Source organism: Nocardia sp. NPDC004415 (assembly GCF_053602435.1).
Genome location: NZ_JBSGDP010000037.1, coordinates 1 through 18,666 on the forward strand (window position 1 = coordinate 1; position 18,666 = coordinate 18,666).

21 protein-coding genes are annotated in these 18,666 nt (G+C 69.7%); 11 read left to right on the top strand and 10 right to left on the bottom strand.

Going from position 1 to position 18,666, the window contains the following annotated elements; translation table 11 throughout:
- Positions 1-160: 160 nt before the first annotated feature.
- The 6 genes from ACWEMY_RS18345 to ACWEMY_RS18370 form a co-directional block, all read right to left on the bottom strand.
- Complete coding sequence (locus ACWEMY_RS18345) at positions 161-385, bottom strand: hypothetical protein (RefSeq protein ID WP_336084385.1); 225 nt, start codon at positions 383-385, stop codon at positions 161-163.
- A 468-nt stretch (positions 386-853) separates the two neighbouring features.
- Positions 854-1,606 (bottom strand): MHYT domain-containing protein, encoded by a 753-nt coding sequence (locus ACWEMY_RS18350; RefSeq protein ID WP_452390992.1) that lies wholly within the window; start codon positions 1,604-1,606, stop codon positions 854-856.
- Positions 1,599-2,198: a GTP-binding protein gene (locus ACWEMY_RS18355; RefSeq protein ID WP_278261890.1), complete on the bottom strand. Its 600-nt coding sequence runs from the start codon at positions 2,196-2,198 to the stop codon at positions 1,599-1,601. Before ACWEMY_RS18355 ends, ACWEMY_RS18350 begins: the two co-directional genes overlap by 8 nt.
- 4 nt (positions 2,199-2,202) lie before the next feature.
- The gene (locus tag ACWEMY_RS18360) at positions 2,203-2,574 is read right to left on the bottom strand and encodes a DUF742 domain-containing protein (protein ID WP_452390993.1); all 372 of its coding nucleotides are present in this window, start codon (positions 2,572-2,574) and stop codon (positions 2,203-2,205) included.
- 6 nt (positions 2,575-2,580) lie between these two features.
- Positions 2,581-2,985, bottom strand: coding sequence for a roadblock/LC7 domain-containing protein (locus ACWEMY_RS18365; RefSeq protein WP_019049250.1), 405 nt, complete (start codon positions 2,983-2,985; stop codon positions 2,581-2,583).
- Positions 2,982-5,756, bottom strand: coding sequence for an ATP-binding protein (locus tag ACWEMY_RS18370; RefSeq protein ID WP_452390994.1), 2,775 nt, complete (start codon positions 5,754-5,756; stop codon positions 2,982-2,984). Before ACWEMY_RS18370 ends, ACWEMY_RS18365 begins: the two co-directional genes overlap by 4 nt.
- A 303-nt stretch (positions 5,757-6,059) precedes the next feature.
- Between ACWEMY_RS18370 and ACWEMY_RS18375 the strand changes: the two genes are divergently transcribed.
- The 9 genes from ACWEMY_RS18375 to ACWEMY_RS18415 all read left to right on the top strand — a co-directional run bounded on the left by ACWEMY_RS18375 (position 6,060) and on the right by ACWEMY_RS18415 (position 14,000).
- Positions 6,060-6,746, top strand: coding sequence for a response regulator transcription factor (locus ACWEMY_RS18375; RefSeq protein ID WP_375930054.1), 687 nt, complete (start codon positions 6,060-6,062; stop codon positions 6,744-6,746).
- Positions 6,747-6,755: 9 nt separating this feature from the next.
- Positions 6,756-8,210, top strand: a complete 1,455-nt coding sequence (locus ACWEMY_RS18380) for an ATP-binding protein (protein ID WP_375930053.1) — start codon at positions 6,756-6,758, stop codon at positions 8,208-8,210.
- 97 nt (positions 8,211-8,307) lie between these two features.
- Positions 8,308-9,687 (top strand): trypsin-like peptidase domain-containing protein, encoded by a 1,380-nt coding sequence (locus tag ACWEMY_RS18385; RefSeq protein WP_452390995.1) that lies wholly within the window; start codon positions 8,308-8,310, stop codon positions 9,685-9,687.
- The gene (locus ACWEMY_RS18390) at positions 9,684-10,229 is read left to right on the top strand and encodes a MogA/MoaB family molybdenum cofactor biosynthesis protein (RefSeq protein WP_375930051.1); all 546 of its coding nucleotides are present in this window, start codon (positions 9,684-9,686) and stop codon (positions 10,227-10,229) included. The genes ACWEMY_RS18385 and ACWEMY_RS18390 overlap by 4 nt, the downstream gene beginning before the upstream one ends.
- A gap of 5 nt (positions 10,230-10,234) precedes the next feature.
- Complete coding sequence (locus ACWEMY_RS18395) at positions 10,235-10,423, top strand: hypothetical protein (protein ID WP_452390996.1); 189 nt, start codon at positions 10,235-10,237, stop codon at positions 10,421-10,423.
- Positions 10,424-10,945: 522 nt separating this feature from the next.
- Positions 10,946-11,626 carry an MspA family porin gene (locus tag ACWEMY_RS18400; RefSeq protein WP_375930049.1) on the top strand — a complete coding sequence of 227 codons (681 nt, stop codon included), beginning with the start codon at positions 10,946-10,948 and terminating at the stop codon, positions 11,624-11,626.
- A gap of 65 nt (positions 11,627-11,691) precedes the next feature.
- Positions 11,692-12,351, top strand: coding sequence for an MspA family porin (locus ACWEMY_RS18405; RefSeq protein ID WP_452390997.1), 660 nt, complete (start codon positions 11,692-11,694; stop codon positions 12,349-12,351).
- 269 nt (positions 12,352-12,620) lie between these two features.
- The gene (locus tag ACWEMY_RS18410; protein WP_375930047.1) at positions 12,621-13,292 is read left to right on the top strand and encodes an MspA family porin; all 672 of its coding nucleotides are present in this window, start codon (positions 12,621-12,623) and stop codon (positions 13,290-13,292) included.
- 81 nt (positions 13,293-13,373) lie between these two features.
- Positions 13,374-14,000 carry an MspA family porin gene (locus ACWEMY_RS18415; protein ID WP_452390998.1) on the top strand — a complete coding sequence of 209 codons (627 nt, stop codon included), beginning with the start codon at positions 13,374-13,376 and terminating at the stop codon, positions 13,998-14,000.
- A gap of 63 nt (positions 14,001-14,063) precedes the next feature.
- Here ACWEMY_RS18415 and mscL read toward each other — a convergent pair whose 3' ends face one another.
- The 4 genes from mscL to ACWEMY_RS18435 all read right to left on the bottom strand — a co-directional run bounded on the left by mscL (position 14,064) and on the right by ACWEMY_RS18435 (position 16,381).
- Positions 14,064-14,513, bottom strand: a complete 450-nt coding sequence (gene mscL / locus ACWEMY_RS18420) for a large conductance mechanosensitive channel protein MscL (RefSeq protein WP_452390999.1) — start codon at positions 14,511-14,513, stop codon at positions 14,064-14,066.
- A gap of 158 nt (positions 14,514-14,671) precedes the next feature.
- A complete protein-coding gene (locus ACWEMY_RS18425; RefSeq protein WP_452391000.1) occupies positions 14,672-15,343 on the bottom strand; it encodes an SAF domain-containing protein in 672 nt (223 codons plus the stop codon).
- A gap of 87 nt (positions 15,344-15,430) precedes the next feature.
- Complete coding sequence (locus ACWEMY_RS18430; RefSeq protein ID WP_375930043.1) at positions 15,431-15,712, bottom strand: FmdB family zinc ribbon protein; 282 nt, start codon at positions 15,710-15,712, stop codon at positions 15,431-15,433.
- Between the two features lie 69 nt (positions 15,713-15,781).
- Positions 15,782-16,381, bottom strand: coding sequence for a 5-formyltetrahydrofolate cyclo-ligase (locus tag ACWEMY_RS18435; protein WP_452391027.1), 600 nt, complete (start codon positions 16,379-16,381; stop codon positions 15,782-15,784).
- 88 nt (positions 16,382-16,469) lie between these two features.
- Between ACWEMY_RS18435 and ACWEMY_RS18440 the strand changes: the two genes are divergently transcribed.
- A complete protein-coding gene (locus tag ACWEMY_RS18440) occupies positions 16,470-17,396 on the top strand; it encodes a UTP--glucose-1-phosphate uridylyltransferase (RefSeq protein WP_452391001.1) in 927 nt (308 codons plus the stop codon).
- Positions 17,397-18,656 carry a molybdotransferase-like divisome protein Glp gene (glp, locus tag ACWEMY_RS18445; protein ID WP_375930041.1) on the top strand — a complete coding sequence of 420 codons (1,260 nt, stop codon included), beginning with the start codon at positions 17,397-17,399 and terminating at the stop codon, positions 18,654-18,656.
- Positions 18,657-18,666 lie beyond the last annotated feature (10 nt).

Below are 18,666 nucleotides of genomic sequence, written 5' to 3' on the forward strand. Positions count from 1 at the left end.
TCGCTAACCCCTGGCCGGCCTTGCCCAACCCGCCACCCCCACACGGTATGGCGCCCCGCCCCGCCTCCGTGGGGCCTCACTTACCGGCGAAGCCGAAGTATCGCCCCTCGGACGCGAGGCCTAAGGGGGCCGCAAACCCGCGGCGCCAGCCGCTGATGTCTCAGCCCTCGCGTTCGGCGAGCGCTACGAGGGTCGCGGCGAGCTGGAAGAACTTGTTGTTGCCCAGGTCGGCGATGGTCTTGATCTTGAGTGCCTCGAGCAGTTGCTTGTCGTGCGCCTCGGTCAGCCCGGCCAGCGCCGACGGGGGCGCGGCGAGGATCTCCGCGAGCGTCTTGTTTTCGAATTCCTTGTCGAGAACTTTGTCGAGTACCACGTTGACGGCCATGCGAACTCCTTCGAACGAACCCGGGGATGTACTGGGCGAGACGGACAGCGCCCATCCGCGACCATAGTCCCGCCGGGCCGGGCGTGGGGCGCGAACGCGCCGGGTGCTGTCCAGGGGGGTTGCTGGTGCACTGTCGTGCCTGCTCAGGGGCCCGCGATGGGAGTGGGGCAATCCGCAGGTTAACGCTGTGACGCATGCCACTTGGCGAGAGAGGGTCGATGAGCTTGCCGGGAGATTGCTGGCGAAGCGATTGCGGACTTACGGTTTGTTTTCTGGCACAAGAGAATTCCGGAACACCTGATGCGGAGTCCTGGGCGGGTATGTACTCTCGTGCACGAGGGCGGGTTCTCCGGTGACGGAGAACCCGCTCATCGCCACTTCAGGGGTGGTTTTCCGGCCGAATCCGGCCTGCCGCGCGGGATTTCGCGAATGGGGCGCGCGTCCACAAATTTTCCGGCAAACCGGACGTTAGCTGGTCGTGACGTCCCGCCGGTCCGGTGCCACCAGCACCGCGGTGATCGGCACCGTCAGGCCCAGCGCGCCGATCACGAACATCGGGAACACCAGATCGAACAATTGCAGCCCGACCGGTGCGCGGGTACCGGGGTCGATCGAGAACTCCAGCGCCGAGACACCCAGGTGGTACACCCCGGCCACGCCGAGCGCGAACAGCGCCGAGGCCAGCACCCGCAGCCCGATCAGGCGCACCGACTGGAACGCCCAGAGCATCGCGGTGCACAGTGCCATCGCGGCCAGCATCGCCAGGCCGGTCAGCCCGAGGGACTCCTCGACATCGCCCTGCACTGTGAGGGCGTCGAGGGTCAGATAGGTCGACAGGCCGATGCTCAGGCCCATCGTCAGCCCGCCGACGATCACCCGCGGCAGATGCGGTGCCCGCCCGCCGATCAGCAGGCCCGCCAGCACCCCGACGACCGCGATGGCCAGCGCCGAGGTGCCGATCGCTCCGCTGTAGCGCACCGGGCTGTCGTGCACCTGCACGCCGAGCAGCGCCACCGAATTCGCCAGCCACAGCCCGACTCCGCCGAGCGAGACCGCCGCCATCGTCAGCCACAGCAGCCGGAACTTGATCGAGTACCTGGCATGACGCACACAGGCGAAGGCCACCAGCGCGCCGAGCATCGACAGCGCCGGGGCGAGCCAGGCGACCCCGCCGCCACGCCCGAACGCGTCGGCCCCGGTCGCGGCGAGCGTGTCAACCACGCCTGCCCGCCCCCTCGAACTGCTGCGGCTCGAGCTGGGCGATGGCGTATTCGGTCACCGCCGCCAGTGCCTGACGGACCTCGACGGCGTTGCGCGCGTCGATGTCGACGATCGGGATGCCCTCGCGCACCGAGAGTGCTTCGCGCAGTTCGGCGATCGGGAAGCGCGGGGCGTTCGGGAAGCGGTTGACCGCGATCAGGAACGGCAGCCCGCGCGCCTCGAAGAAGTCGACGGCGGCGAAACTGTCCTCCAGCCTGCGGGTATCGATCAGCACCACCGCGCCGATGGCGCCGCGGATCAGGTCGTCCCACATGAACCAGAAACGCTTCTGGCCCGGCGTACCGAACAGGTACAGCACCAGGTTGCCCGGCAGCACGATGCGGCCGAAGTCCATGGCGACGGTGGTGGTCTCCTTCTCCGGCGTCTCGGCGAGATCGTCGATGCCGTCGGAGAAATGGGTCACCATCGCTTCGGTACGCAGTGGCACGATCTCCGACACCGCCCCCACGAAAGTGGTCTTGCCTGCACCGAATCCGCCCGCCACGACGATCTTCGTCGACGCGACGCGCTGGTCCGGTGTCGGTGGGCGCATGCCATCAGAGGCCACGGAGTCCACGCAAAGTCCTCTCCATCAGTGATCGGCGTTCGTCGTAGCTCGCCTGCTCGGTCAGCGTCGAATGCACTCGAAGAATCCCGCCTACTACGAGATCACCGATCATCACCCGGACCATACCCAGTGGGCGCCCGAGGTATGCCGCTATTTCGGCGACCGAGAGCCGATGTGTGCCGAGACGCACGATTTCGGTCCGCAGATCGCCTGCGGGCCACTCCAAGTGTGCGGTATATGAGACCGTTTCGATCACCGCCTCCAGCGGCAGCGCGATCGCGGGCTCGGTGCGGCCGGAGGTCAGGGCATAGGGCCTGACCCGTGTCGTCGGCCGGTATTCAGATCCGTAGGGGCTCGACATCTCACCTCAGCCGGCGGAGCGGGCGGTGGCGGTGACCGCCGAGCCCACCCGGTCGACGAGCAACGCCATCTCGTAGCCGATCCGGCCGATGTCGTGGCTCTTGTTGGCCAGAACCGCCAGGTGCGAGCCGTTTCCGACGCTCATCACCAGCAGGTAGCCGCGCTGCATCTCCACGATCGACTGCATCACCTTGCCGCCGTCGAACAGATGCGCCGCGCCCATCGACAGGCTCGCCAGGCCCGCGGTCACCGCGGCCAGCTGCTCGGCCCGATCGGAGGGCAGGTGCGGGCTCGTCGCCTGCAGCAGACCGTCGGCGGAGACGAGCACCGCGTGCGAGACACCGGGCACGTCCCGGGTGAAGCGGGCGACCAGCCAGTTCAGATTCTCGTCCGTGGGATGCGCGTTGCTCATTCGAGGCCTCCGTCGTTGTGCTGGATCTCGGCGCGGCCACTGCGGACGCCGCTGAGATGTCGGGTCAAGTTGCTTCGGATCTCCTCGGGATCGCGCGCGCCCGCTTCCTCGGCGGGGGAGAGTCCGCCGGGCACCAGCTGGGCGCCCGGTTTGCGGATCGGCAGGCCGCCGACGGTACGGGAGGAGGTGGGCGGGGTGCCCGCGCTGGCGGCCGCGGACCAGCCGTCGTCTCCGGGCGCGCTCCAGGAGGCGCCGCCGGTGCCGCCGGATTCGGTGGCGGCGGTGGCGGGTTCGACCAGCCACTCCGAGACCATCCGCTGGTAGATGGGCGTCGGCGCCTCACCGGTGACCGGCTGCAACCGGGTGCTCGTCGGGTTCGGCTCGGCTTCAGGGCGCCGCGGTTCGGGTTCCGGTTCCGGTTCCGGTTCGACGGGCGCGGGCGCCGTGAGACGTTGCGGCAGGGTGACGGTGCGCGGTGCGAGCGGCTCCGGGTCGGCGGGCGGGACGGGCAGATCGTCGGTGTCGTGTTCGTGCTCGGCCCACAGACCGGTGGGTTCCTCGGACTCGACGGCCACCGGCTCGGGCGGGGGCGGCGGCACCGCGGCCGGACGGCGCTGCGGCAGACCGGCTTCGGTACGCGGGGCGTTCGCGTCGAGGGGGACCAGCGTCGGGCCGGTCGGGACGAGCGGATGCGGACCGGTCGGCACCAGCGGGTGCGCGCCGGGGGCGGCCGGGGGCACCAGCGGGTGCGGGCCGGTGGCCGCCGACGGGAGCAGCGCGGCCGGGTCGGGCGCGATGATCGGGTTCGGGCCGGTGATGTCGGCGGGGGTCAGCGCGTGCGGGCCGATCGCGCCGGGCACCAGCGGGTTCGGGCCGGTGACGATCGGGTTGGGGCCGGTCGGCGGCCCCGAGGACGCGGGCGTGGGCGCGACGAGCGCGCTGGGCAGATGCACGCTGGCGGTGATGCCCGGCTGCGCGGGCTGCCCGGCGGTACGCCGCAGGCTGACGGTGATGGTGTGGCGCTTGGCCAGCCGGCCGACCACGAAAAGACCCATCCGGCGGGCGGTCTCGATGGTGACCTCACCACCGGAGGCGAGCCGGTCGTTGGTGGTCTGCAGGTCCTCGGCCGACATGCCAAGACCACGGTCGGTGATCTCGATCAGGTACCCGCCGTCGACCGCGCGGCCGACGATGACGGCCACCGAGGTGCTCGGCGGTGAGTAGCGCAGGGCGTTGTCGATGAGCTCGGCGAGCAGGTGCTCGATGTCGACCGCGGACTCACCGGCCACCACGCCGTCGGGCACATTGCCGATCTCGACGCGCTGGTAGTCCTCCACCTGCGAGACCGCGCTCCAGAGCATGTCCGACAGCGGCACCGGCGGCAGGTGCCCGCGGCGCAGCGCGGTACCGGCGAGCACGAGCAGGTTGTCGCCGTTGCGGCGCATGCGGGTGGCGAGGTGGTCGAGCCGGAACAGGGTCTGCAGGCGCGACGGGTTGTCTTCTTCGTGCTCGAGTTCCTCGATGAGCGCGAGCTGCTGCTCCACCAGCGACTGGCTGCGCCGCGAGAGCGTCTCGAACATGTTGCCGATCTGCAGGCGCAGGCGGGCCTGGTCGGCGGCCAGATTCAGCGCCTGCTCGTGGATCTCGTCGACCGCGCGGGCCAGCTGGCCGACCTCGTCGGTGGAATGCACGCCGACCGGGGCGATCTCGGGGGTCGCCCCGCCGCTGCGCACCACCGCCAGCTCGTCGGGCAGCTTCACGTGCGCGACCTCGAGCGCGTCGCGGCGCAGCCTGCGCACCGGCACGACCAGCGTGCGCGCCACCGCCAGGGCCAGGGCCAGACCGGCCAGCAGCATGCCGAGCACCAGCGTGGTCTCGCGCAGCGCGGCGGTCTGGGCGGTGGCGGTGTTGGCGTCGAGGGTGCGGTCGACGGTGTCGAGCAGGGTGTTGATGGTGGAGGCGTAGGTGTCGGCGCTGACCTGCAGGGTGTTGAGCACCGCGGCATTGGTCGTCGGGTCGCCGTTGTTCTGGCTGAACACGCTGATCCGGGTCTGCACGGCGTCGAGCAGCGAGGCCATCGCGCCTGCGTTCTCCGGCAGGATCATGCCGTAGGTCTTGATCATGGTCGACTCGGAGCCGAGCTCGATCAGCATCTTGGCCCGCGCGCTCGGGGTGCTGGTGGCCTCCGGCGAGACCACCATCGTGCGCTCGCGGGTGAGCACCCGGCGGGCCTGGTGCAGCGCGGTCAGCTGCAGGAAGTAGCGCTGCACGACGAAGTCCTCGACCACGGGGGTCTTGGCCAGCGCGTTGCCGATGCGGTCGGCGATCTCGTCGGTCTGCTCGCTGACCATCGCCGGCGAGCCGCCGCGCACGGTGTTGCGCAGGGTGGCACCGGTGGCCGTCGCGGCGGTGAGGTCGGCGGCGACGGCGGGGTCGATGCGCGCCGAGCGCAGGGCGTTCTGGACCTCGGCGAGGGCTTGGTCGTAGGTGGTCAGGGCGGCGTCGGTCTGGGGGTCGGCGATCGCGCCCCAGTTGGCGGTCGCGGCGACGGCGAGTTGCTCGGTCGCGGTGGCGAACTTGACGACCGGACGCAGGACGGTGGCCTGTTCGGTGGCGGCGCCGAGCTGGGTCATGGTCTGCAGCTCGTTGTTGATGCGCAGCACGGCGAAGGCGGTCGCCAGCATCACCGGCAGCACCAGCACCACACCGACCTTGCGCGTTACCGACCAGTTGGACAGGCTGAATTGCCAGGAGCGCGATGCAGGTTCCATCCGCGTGCGTTGCCTCTGCTTCCACGTGTGACTCCGGCCCGCGCGGGGAGGTCGCGGAGCGATGCGAGCGCAGAACCAACTGGAGGTCTTGTTATACCGCAGGAAAGATACCGTGCTGGGTGATCAACGGCAATCCGGGCCACACCCCCGGAAATTCGCCGAATATGCGCTGCCACAAAGACGATTCGCGCGGCTTTGTCAAGAGCTCCAACGTTCGGCGCCGGGCCGCCGCGGAACCGGTCGGCCCGCCGTCGCGGCGTACCCTCTCAGTGCGTTCTCAGTCGGTCACGGCAAACTGGGCGTATGCGCATTCTGGTAGTCGACGACGACCGTGCCGTGCGGGAATCCCTGCGCCGGTCACTGAGCTTCAACGGCTACACGGTCGACCTGGCTGTCGACGGCATGGACGCACTCGAAAAAGTGACCGCTGCCAGGCCAGATGCCCTCGTGCTCGACGTGATGATGCCGCGCCTGGACGGCCTGGAAGTGTGCCGCAGGCTGCGCAGCACCGGCGACGATCTGCCGATTCTCGTTTTGACCGCGCGCGATTCGGTCTCCGAACGGGTGGCCGGTCTCGACGCCGGTGCCGACGATTATTTGCCGAAGCCATTCGCGTTGGAGGAATTGCTGGCGCGTTTACGCGCGCTGCTGCGCAGGCGAACCCCCGATCCGGGCGAGGCGTCGGAGGCGATGGTGTTCGCCGATCTGTCGCTGGATCCGGTCACCAGGGAGGTCGCGCGCGGCGAACGCGCCATCAGTCTCACCCGCACCGAGTTCTCCCTCCTGGAGATGCTGATGGCCAATCCGCGCCGGGTGCTGACCCGTGGCCGCATCCTCGAGGAGGTGTGGGGTTACGACTTTCCCACCTCCGGCAACGCGCTGGAGGTCTACATCGGCTATCTGCGCCGCAAGACCGAGGCCGATGGCGAGCAGCGGCTGATCCACACCGTGCGTGGCGTGGGCTACGTGCTGCGCGAGACCCCTCCGTAGGCGGCGGGCATGGCACCCAAGGAGCCCGCGGTCGCGGCTCTGCGCCGGCCACCCGACGCGGGCGAGATGCGTCCGCCGATGCCGCTGACGCGCTCGGTCTCGCTGCGCTGGCGGGTGACGTTGCTGGCCGCCTCGGTGGTACTCATCGCCGTCGCGGTGACCTCGATCGCCGCCTACGCGCTGGTGGCGCGCTCGCTCTACGACGATGTCGACGCCCAGCTCGAGGCGCGCGCGGCCACGATGATCAACAACAACTTCGAGACGCTCGGCTTCCAGTCGATCGTGCTGGCCGGGCTGTTCTCCAACGATGTCGGCGTGGCGCTGATCTACGCCGACCACAAGCCCTACATGCCGCCCCAGCAGACCATTCCGCCGGTCGGCACCCAGGAGCTCGCCGTCGCCGACGGCAAGCTCAACTCCTCGCTGCGCACCGTCGGTGACCAGCGGGTACTGGCCGCGCGCACGCACAGCGGCGCCACCCTGATCATCTCCCAGAAGCTCTACCGCACCCGCGAGGTGCTCGACCGGCTGGCCTGGCTGCTGTTCGTGGTCGGTGCCTGCGGCGTGGTGCTGGCCGCCGCGGCGGGCACCGCGGTGGGCCGCACCGGCCTGCGCCCGATCGCCCGGCTCACCGCCGCCACCGAGCGGGTCGCGCGCACCGACGACCTCACCCCGATCCCGGTCACCGGTGACGACGAACTGGCCCGGCTCACCGAGAGTTTCAACACCATGCTGCGCGCGCTGGCCGAATCGCGGGACCGTCAGCGCCGTCTGGTCGCCGACGCGGGCCACGAGCTGCGCACCCCGCTGACCTCGCTGCGCACCAATATGGAACTGCTCATCGCCTCGGGCAGGCCGGGCGCGCCGCAACTGCCCGACGAGGACATGGCCGAGCTGCGCGCCGACGTGGTGGCCCAGATCGAGGAGCTGTCGACCCTGGTCGGCGACCTGGTCGACCTGGCCCGCGAGGACGCCCCCGAAACGGTCTACGACCGGGTGGATCTGGGCGACGTGGCCGAGCGCGCGCTGGAACGCGCCCGCAGGCGCGGCACCGGCATCACCTTCACCGCCGAGCTGCGGCCCTGGTTCGTCTACGGGCACGAGGCCGGGCTCGAACGCGCGGTGCTCAATGTGCTCGACAACGCGGCCAAGTGGAGTCCGCCCGAGGGCGAGGTCCGGATCGCCATGCGGCCGGTGGGCGAGGGTCTGCTGGAGCTCTCGGTCGGCGACGCGGGTCCCGGCATCCCGCCGGGGGAGCGGGAGCTGGTCTTCGAGCGCTTCTACCGGACCACGGCCTCGCGGTCGATGCCCGGTTCCGGGCTCGGGCTGGCCATCGTCAAACAGGTGGTCACCAAGCACGGGGGCACCATCGTGGTGGACACCTCCCCGCGCGGCGGCGCGCTGGTGCGGATCGTGCTGCCCGGTGAGGCCCCGGTGTTCCCCGACGACTCCGCGGCGATCTGAGCGCGGAAGCGGAGTCTCGGAAAACTGACGGCACGATCTCAGGCGCCTCTCAGTAGCCGTCGCGAAGCTGGTCGGCAAGCGTGAGGAGACTGAAACCATGACCGACGATCCCCAGCAGCGACCCGCTGACCAGCCCGGTGCCGGAGCGGGTGGCGCGGATCATTCGCACCCCGGTGCGCACACCCCGCCGCCCCACGGCCCGGATGCCGCCCACCCGGCACCCGGCCAGGGGTTCACCCCACCGCCGCGCGGCGACCAGGGCTTCACCGGCCAGGGCTACACCGGCCAGGGCTACACGGTCCCGCCGCAGTCCTTCGGCGGACCGGTGCAGGGAGGTCATCCGGGCCCCTACGCACCCGCCCCGATGGCGCCGCGTAAGCCGATGCGGCTGGGTCTGATCGCGGGTGCGACGGCGATCGCGCTGGTCAGCGGTGGTATCGGTGGCGCGGTAGGCGTGCTGGCGACCGGTTCGGACTCCGCCACCGTCACCAACGCCCTCGAGGCGCCCAAGCCCGCGGTCAACAATGTGGCCAACGCGCCGGCCGGGTCCACCCAGGCGGTCGCGCAGCGGGTGCTGCCGAGCGTGGTGATGATCAAGGTCGCCGGTAATCGCGCCTCGGGCGAGGGTTCCGGGGTGGTGCTGTCCTCGGACGGGCTGATCCTCACCAACAATCACGTGGCCGCGGGCGCGGGCAGCGGCGCCAAGATGGAGGTCGTCTTCAGCGACGGCAGCACCGCCCCGGCCACCATGATCGGCGCCGATCCGGTCTCGGATCTGGCCGTCATCAAGGTCAGCGGCAAGACCGGGCTCACTCCGATCGAGCTGGGCACCTCCGACGGGCTCGCCGTGGGTCAGCCGGTGATCGCCATCGGTTCCCCCCTCGGCCTGGCGGGCACCGTCACCACCGGCATCGTCTCGGCGCTCAACCGCCCGGTCTCCACCAGCGGCGAGGGCGTGCCCAGCGGGGTCAACCCGGTGATCGACGCCATCCAGACCGACGCCGCGATCAACCCCGGCAACTCCGGCGGCGCGCTCGTCGACGGGCAGGGCAAGCTGATCGGCATCAACACCGCCATCGCCAGCCTCGGCGGCGAGGCGGCCGGGGCCCAGAGCGGTTCCATCGGGCTCGGTTTCGCCATCCCGGTCGACCAGGCCCGCCGCGTCGCCGACGAACTGATCAAGACCGGCCACGCCACCTATGCCCAGATCGGCATCAAACTGCGCCCCCAGGACTCGGCCGCGCGCGTGCTCGAGGTGACCCCCGACAGTCCCGCCGCCGCGGCGGGCATCCCGGCGGGCGCGGTCGTCACCCGCCTCGACGACCGGCCCATCGACTCCGGTGACGCGCTCATCGCCGCGGTCCGCTCGCACCAGCCGGGCGACAAGGTGAAGCTCACCTACACCGACGAGCAGGGCGGCAACGCCAAGACCGTCGAGGTCACGCTCACCGCCGCCGCGGTGGAGGGGGGCCGATGATGCGTTCGAGCGCTGCGCTGTCGTGTGTAGGCGCTACGGTGATGAGCATGGACATCGATGCTCCCGTGGCAGGGCGTGCACTGGTTGTTGTCGTCGACGATCGGACGGCGCATGGCGGCGTGGATTCGCTCGGCCCTCTCGTCACCGAACTGCTCAACGAGGCGGGCTTCCTGGTCGACGCCTCGGTGAGCGTGCAGGCCGAGGAGGTCGAGATCCGCAACGCGCTCAACACCGCGGTGATCGGTGGCGTCGACCTGGTGATCTCGGTGGGCGGCACCGGTATGTCCCCGCGCGATGTCACCCCCGAGGCCACCACCCAGGTGCTCGACCGCGACCTGCCGGGCATCACCGAGGCGCTGCGCGCGTCCGGCCGCGTCGCCGGTTCGCTGGACGCGGGCCTCTCGCGCGGTGTCGCGGGCATCTCCGGCAGCACCCTGGTGGTGAATCTGCCGGGCACCCGCGCGGCGATCCGCGACGGCATGGCCACGCTGGGCCCGCTGGCCAGCAAGGTGATCGGCGAACTCTCCGGATTGGACGAGTGAGTTCGATGACGACCTCGGAAGGCACCTCACCGGAGCGGCAGGAGGCGGCCCGGCGCAAGGCCGCCGAGGCATTGCGCCTGGCCCGGATCTTCGGTGAGGTGCTGCCCGAAACCACCCGCGACGAACGTGGTTCCGGCCACTCCGGCGACAGCGATGAATGGCTGCGTTCGCAAGTTCCGCCGCATCACGGGTGACCGTACCGTTATCCGGCGTAACCCGCCGGTAATAAACCCTCACGACAATGCCGCATTCGCTGTGATTGCGAAGCGGTGACAAATTCCCCGAGACCACGCGTTAGCGTGGTCTTTTGTCGTATAAGCACCCTTTGTCCGGTTCGATCCGGTCGCGTCGATCCCGGTTGACGGTGCCAGTAAGGGATGCATAAATGCACGTCAAAGCATGTGGCGATGTGCGCACCTGTGCCTGCGACGGCGCTGAAATTTACGAACTCTTTCCTTGGCGTAAAGACGCACGAGCGTTTAATGTTCGCCATCGGGCCATCAACTACCGGCCCTCACAGCCCCGCTTCCGTGAGTCGATCGAACCCCCGGTGGAACCCTGGCTCGGGTTCCACACACAGCCCCGGCCGTATCGCCGAAATAACAGTTGGTTACGCAACGGCAACAAAGGGGCGACACACTGAGCTGGGCCTGTGAGGTCCACCCGTTCGGTCTCGAAAGTCGAGACCGGCTGTTAGACACCTGATGAGGGGAAGTATGAGCGAGAACCGCACCACTGGTGTGCGTCGTGGCGCCCGCGCCGCGAGCGTCGGCGCTGCCGCGGCCGCCGTGGCCTTCGGCCTGCTGTCGACCGGTGCCGCCAACGCCGATACCTTCGTACCGTTGCCGGACGGTCAGAAGGTCAGCCCGGCCGGAGTGACCATCACCCGCACCGCCGAGCACGCCCTGATCTCCCCGTCGATGGCCGCCAACGGCGCGGGCCGCGTCGTCTGGGTCTCGGGCACCGCCATCGCCGAGGTCGCCGACACCCCCGAGGGCGAGGTCGGCCCCTGGAACGGTCCGTCGGGCCGCCCCGGCTCCAACAACTCCTCCACCCACGGCACCTCCCAGCTGAACACCGGCTACATCGTCGGTTGCCAGGTGAGCATCGCCGACGACGCGATCGGCGCCGGCGTGTCCGGCGGCATCAGCACCGGCGGCGTGACCGCGGGTGGCTCGATCGGCGTCAACCTGGGCCCGGGCGAGGTCAAGTTCGTCCAGATCAGCTCGAAGGACATCCTGAAGGCGGGCACCTACGCCATCGATTACCAGGACGCGGAGATCGAGATCCAGGGCTGCGCCGGTTACGCGCAGGCCCGCGCGTACACCGTGGTCGAGATCATCGGCGACCACTACTCGAAGACCACCCTCTACGGGATGCCGTTCAGCATCGGCTGACGTCTGTCGAACCGGTACGAATCTTCTTCTCGCTGCGGCGAACTCACTCCTCGAGGGACAAATCAATGATCAACCGTAAGTACCTGGCGAAGGCGGCCGGCGTCGGGGCCGCGGCCACCGTGGCCGTCGGCCTGTTCTCCACGGGTGCGGCCAACGCCGACACCTTCGTTCCGCTGCCGGGCGGACACATCACCAAGGTTCTCTCCGACGGCACCGTCGTCGACATCAGCCTGGTCGGCGAGTCGGCCAACATCAACCCGTCCCTGGGCTCGACCCCCGTCCACCGCAACGCGTGGGTCTCGGGTAGCGCGCAGGTCACCGTCTCCGACGGCGGCTCGGGCAAGATCTTCCCCGGTTACACCGTGGGCTGCCAGGTCAACATCTCCGGCGGCGGCGTCTCCGGCGGTGGCGATCTGGGCAGCGACTGGGAGGGCAACGTCGACGCGGGCGTGAGCACCGGCGGCGAGCTCTCGCTGGGCCCCGGCCAGTCCTCCTCGTTCTACGTGCTCGACATCGAGAAGGCCGACGACTACGGCTCGGAGTCGCACGGCAAGTCGAACAAGTTCACGAACGGCTCCGGCTCGGTGACCTGGTCCGACACCACCATCGGCCTGTCGGGCTGCGCCGGCTACGCGCAGGCGCGCGCGTTCGTCAGCGTCGAGGTGGAAACCGACAATGTGATCAGCTGGGTCACGCTGTGGGGTCAGCCTTTCAGCCTCGGCTGATTCGCCTTATCCCGAACACATCACGGGCCGGTCGCGCGAGCGACCGGCCCGTTTTGCTGTCCGCGATTTCCAAGGCGCTGGACATCGGCCGGTCGGCTCATTATGTTTGTGGCGGCTTTCAGCTTTCTCGATCCACCTCCCGGCAGAGCGCTCTGCTCTGTTGCCAGCGGTGATTGCCTTGTGGCACAACCCAGCTGGGACCGGGCGCAGCACACAGATATCGGCCTCGATGGTCGAGGTCGGATTTTGCGTACACCTCGAGGGGAAGAATGAGCGAGAACCGCACCAACCGCGTGCGTCGCGGTGCCTGGGGCGCGAGCGCCGCGGTGGCCGTGACGATCGGCCTGTTGTCGGCCGGTGCAGCCAACGCGGATACCTTCGTGCCGTTGCCGGACGGCCAGAAGGCAGGCCCCGGTGTCACCGTGAGCCGTACCGGTGAGCACGCCGTCATCTCCCCGTCGCTGGCCGCCAACGGCGCGGGCCGCGTGGTCTGGGTCTCGGGCAGCGCGCGCGCCGATGTGCAGGTCACGCCGGAAGGCGAGGTGGGTCCGTGGAACGGGCCGTCCAACCGTTCCGGTTCCAACAATTCCTCGACTCACGGTGCGTCGCAGCTGAATACGGGCTACATCGTCGGATGCCAGGTCAGCATCGGCGACGAGGCGATCAGCGCGCAGGCCGCGGTCGGCGCGGACACCATGGACGGTCCGCTGGGCGAGGCCTCGATCGGCCTGAATCTCGGGCCCGGCGAGGTGGCCTTCGTCCAGATCAGCTCCAAGGACATCCTCAAGCCCGGTGTCTACTCGGTGGACTATCAGGATGCCGAGATCCAGATCCAGGGGTGCGCGGGCTACGCCCAGGCCCGGGCGTACACGGTGGTCGAGATCATCGGTGACCACTACTCGAAGACGACCCTCTACGGCGCGCCGTTCAGCATCGGCTGAGCCCGGCCGGGTCACGACATTCTCGCTCGCTCAATCGAATTCACCCTCGAGGGGTCAACTGTGATCAGCAATGTTGCAAGCATGGCGCGCGTGGCCGGTCTCGCCGCCGCGGCGACCGTGGCGCTGGGCCTGTTCTCCACCGGTGCGGCACACGCCGACACCTTCGTTCCGCTGCCGGGCGGACACATCACCAAGACCCTGTCCGACGGCACCGTCGTCGACATCAGCATGGTCGGGGAGTCCGCGAACATCAATCCGTCGATGGGATCGACACCCGTACACCGCAATGCGTGGGTCTCGGGCAGTGCCCAGGTGACGGTATCGGGCGACGGGGGCGGCAAGATCTTTCCCGGCTACACCGTGGGCTGCCAGGTCAATATCGCCGGCGGCGGCCCCTCGGCCGAGGGCGGCTTCGACGCCGACAGCGCGGTCGGTCTCGGCGGCGGTTCGCTGACGCTGGGTCCCGGCCAGTCCAAATCCTTCTACGTCCTCGATCTCGAGATGCCCGACGATTACGGCAACGAATCCCACAAGACCCGCAATGCCTTCCAGGGCGGGTCCGGCTCGGTGACCTGGGCCGACGAGACCATCGGCCTGTCCGGCTGCGGCGGCTACGCGCAGGCGCGCTCGTTCGTCAGCGTCGAGGTGGAGACCGACAACGTGATCAGCTGGGTCACCCTGTGGGGCCAGCCCTTCAGCCTCGGCTGAGGGCATCCCGGGGCCTGGTCGCCACGGTGATCAGGCCCCGGATCTTCTGTGCGCGAAGTGGATTCAGCTGCCGCGCTTGCCGTCGGAGGTCGGCTCGGGCTCGGTGACGAAGCTGTGCTTGCCGTTGGAGGCGGCACCCCGGTCGGCGGCCAGCAGGTCACGGATCTGGATGAGCAGCTCGTTCTCGGTCAGTTTCTCGTCGGCGGTGGAGAACCGCTTCTTGGCCATGGTCGCGGGCAGCACCAGCACGAAGTACAGGATCAGCGCGATCATCAGGAAATTGATCGCGGCGGTGATGATGGGGCCGAGCGCGATGAAGGTGGCGGGCTTGTCCGGGTCCAGCTGGATGCCCCAGCCCAGCTCATCGGTCCCGCCCAGCAGGGCGAGCAGCGGATTGATGATCCCGTTGGTGAACGCGGTGACGATCGCGACGAAGGCCGTACCCAGGACCACCGCGACAGCCAGGTCGACCACATTGCCGCGGAGCAGGAAATCCTTGAAACCTTTGAGCATGCCGATGTCTCCTTCGTACCGGAGCCGGCCCGGGGCGCTGCGCTCCATTGTCGAATGATGCGAAACGGTGGTGCTGGTCTTTGAGTGATGCTAACGACAGTTGCGGCAAATTTCTCGCGAACTATCGCCGGGGCGGTCGAGCCCCGGCGGTCCGGGTCTCAATGTAAGACGACGGTGAGCGCCGTCCGCAGCGACGCACCGGCGACGGCCGCGGCGTATTCGTGCGCCAGCGCGACCAGGACCACCCGTTCCGCCCCGGAACGACGCTCGCCGGTGGCGGTGACCAGCAGTACCGCGGCATCGGTGGCCAGCGTGCGCGCCGGCCGGGCGGCACCGGGCGCCCCGGCATCCTCCACCCCGACGACATCGACCCGATCGCCCGCGCGCAACACTTCGGCCACCGCCGGATCGGCCAGCCGGATCGGCACGATCCTGGCGTCGGCGCTGCCCGCCGCGGCGGCGGCCAGGCGCGGGCCGACCACCCGCAGATCGGTGAAGGGCTCGCCCGCGCGCATCGCCCCGGTGAGAGTGGCGCCGAGCAGGGCGGCGGTATCGGCGACCGAACCGCTGGGCAGCGCGCGGGATTCGTGCTGGTCGACGCGCAGATCCTCGGCGGTGAGCAGCCTGCCGGGCGCGAGATCGTGGGCGGCCACCACCACGTCGTGGCGCTGGGCGCCCGGATCGCCGCGCACGAACAGCACCAGGGCCGTCACGGCCAGCAGGGCCGCGAGCACGCGGCGCACGAGCAGGGCATCGGCCCAGGCCGGGCGATTACCGAGGGCGAAGCGCCAGGAGCTGCCACGCCCCAGATCGGCAAGACTGCGAGTCATGCCCGAAGCGTAGGCAGCGGCGCCGACCCGGAACCCCCCGAAAAGCCCCGCCTGTGGATAACTCCGGGGCTGTGGACAACTGGTGAATCAGCTGGCAGCGGCCGGTGTGGAGCTGGTCCCGGCGCTCGACGCGGCCGAGCTGCCGTTGCTGTCGGAGGAGGTCTTGGCGGGCTCGCTCGCGGTGGACGCGCCACCCCGGCTGTCGGTGCGGTAGAAACCGCTGCCCTTGAAGACGATGCCGACCGAGTTGAACAGCTTGCGCAGCTTCCCGGAGCACTGCGGGCATTCCGTCAGTGTGTCGTCGGAGAAGGACTGAACGATGTCGAAGCGGTTGTCACACTCGGTGCACGCGTACGAATAAGTTGGCACAGGATCCTCCGCAAGTCTCGTCGATCTAGCACTCTACCGCCGACACTGCCAACGTCGCGAATCGCCTTTTCATTCCGGGCGAACGGGAAGGTCACGGCCCAATTCGCACAGTCCGCCGCGCGGTGTCAGCGCCCACCCCATCCGCCGGTCGTGCGCTTCCTCGGGCAGCCGGTCGACCAGTTCAGTATCCCGCACGACCGCGATGAGCCGCGTACTCGCCCGCGCCGCCCCCAGCGTGCGGTCGTAGTAGCCCGCGCCGCGCCCGAGACGCACGCCGCGCCGGTCCACCGCCAGCGCCGGGACCAGGATCGTCGTGGCCTCGGACACCGTCTCCGGGGGCAGCGTGGGTGTGGTCGGTTCGAGCAGGCCGTAGCGGGCCTTGCGCAGGGAATCGGGGCCCTCGTAGCGCGCCCAGCTCAGCGGACCGGGCTCCCCGGTGACCGGCAGCAACACTGTGGCGTCACCGGCGCGCAGCGCGTCGAGCATGCGCAGATCGCCGGGCTCGCCGCGGATCGGCACGTAGGCGCACACCACCTCGTCGGCCCCGGCCAGCGTGGGCGTCAGCGCGGCGAGCGCGGCCGCTTCGGCGGCGTGTTCGGCGGCTGCGAGCTGGGCCCGGTCGGCCAGGATCCGGGTCCGCCACGCATATTTGGTGCGCTCACCGGGCATCTCCACAGCGACCACCCTAAGCTCTTGCCGACGCCGGATCGTCGCGACGTCGGCGATCGGACGGCACAAGAATGGATAGGGTATGCGCATGACAGACAAGACCTCCGGATTCCGCACTGCGGTGGTCCCCGCGGCCGGGCTCGGAACGCGGTTTCTGCCTGCCACCAAGACGGTGCCCAAGGAGTTGCTGCCGGTGGTCGACACCCCCGGCATCGAGCTGGTCGCCGCCGAGGCCGCCGAATCCGGCGCCGACCGGCTGGTGATCGTGACCTCGCCGGGCAAGGACGGGGTGGTCGCGCATTTCGTCGAGGACCTGGTGCTGGAGAGCACGCTGGCCGAGCGCGGCAAGTTCGCGCTGCTGGAGAAGGTGCGCAAGGCGCCCGCGCTGCTCGACGTCACCTCGGTCGTGCAGGAGGAACCGCTTGGCCTCGGTCACGCCGTCGCGCAGGCCGAGGCCGTGCTCGACGCCGACGAGGACGCCATCGCGGTGCTGCTGCCCGACGACCTGGTGCTCCCGTGCGGGGTGCTCGAGACGATGAGCCGGGTCCGGCGCGAGCGCGGCGGCTCGGTGCTGTGCGCCATCGACGTGCCCAAGGACCAGGTCAGCGCCTACGGTGTCTTCGACGTGGAGGCCCTCGACGAGGGCGCCGAGGCTGACGTGCTGCGCGTGCGCGGCATGGTCGAGAAGCCGGCCCTGGCCGACGCGCCGTCGACCCTGGCCGCCGCGGGCCGCTACCTGCTCGACCGCGTGATCTTCGACGCACTGCGCCGCATCGAGCCCGGTGCGGGTGGAGAACTGCAGATCACCGATGCCATCGCGCTGCTGATCGCCGAGGGCCACCCGGTCCATGTCGTGGTCCACCGTGGGTCGCGCCACGATTTGGGCAACCCGGGCGGTTATCTTCGAGCTGCCGTCGATTTCGCCCTCGAGCGGGAGGAATACGGCCCGCAGCTGCGCGAGTGGCTGAATTTCCGGCTCAGCCCGGAGTGGGACCCGAACAACACAGGAGCTTGATTGCGCTCGGTTGAGGATCAGCTGATCAAGGTCACCGCGGCAGCGGTCGCGCCCCGGCCGGTCCGGGTGGCGATTTCCGAGGCCCAGGGACTGCTGTGCGCGGAGGACGTCATCACCGAACGTCCGCTGCCCGGCTTCGATCAGGCCGCTGTCGACGGCTATGCCGTGCGCAGCGTCGATGTCACCGCCGCGGGCACCGATGTCCGTGACGAAGAGGGCGAGCTCATCGACCTCACCCTGCCGGTGGTCGGCGAGGTGGTGGCCGGTTCGCGCCAGCCCATCCGGTTGCAGCCGCGCCAGACCGTGCGCGTCGACACCGGTGCCCCGCTGCCCACCCTGGCCGACGCGGTGCTGCCGCTGGACTTCACCGACGGCGGCCGCGCGCGGATCAAGGTCTTCGAGCCGGTCCGCTCGGGCGACTACGTGCGCCGCGTCGGTGACGACGTGCAGCCCGGTGACGTCGCCGTGCGCGCGGGCACCATCATCGGCGCCGCCCAGGTGGGCCTGCTGGCCGCCGTCGGCCAGGACAAGGTGCTCGTGCATCCGCGCCCGCGCCTGTCGGTGATCTCGATCGGTGGCGAGCTGATCGACATCGACCGCACCCCCGGCCCCGGCCAGGTCTACGACGTGAACTCCTACGCGCTGGCCGCCGCCGCGCGCGACGCGGGCGCGGATGTGAACCGGGTCGGCATCGTCAGCGCCGATCCGCGCCGGCTGCGCGATGTGGTCGAGGGCCAGCTGGTGCGTTCGGAGGTCGTGGTGATCGCGGGCGCGGTCGGCGGCTGGGCCTCCGAGCAGGTGCGCGAGGCGCTCGACGGACTCGGGGAACTCGAGGTCGACCGGGTCGCCATGCATCCCGGTTCGGTGCAGGGCTTCGGGCGGCTGGGCCGCGACGAGGTACCGACCTTCCTGCTGCCGTCGAACCCGGTCAGCGCGCTGGTGGTGTTCGAGGTGATGGTGCGTCCGCTGATCCGGATCGCGCTGGGCCGCCGTCAGCCGATGCGCCGGATCGTCAACGCGCGCACCATCACTCCGGTGTCGTCGATGCCGGGCCGCAAGGGCTATCTGCGCGCGCAGCTGCTGCGCGACGAGGCTACCGGCGACTATCTGGTGCAGCCGCTGGGCAACGGCAACAGCGGGTCCTCGCACCTGCTGGCCACCCTGGCCGAGGCCAACAGCCTGATCGTGGTGGAGCCCGACGACACCGATTTCCGCACCGGTGACGAGGTGCGGGTCGCGTTCCTGGCGCAGCGCGGCTGAAACGTGGAGT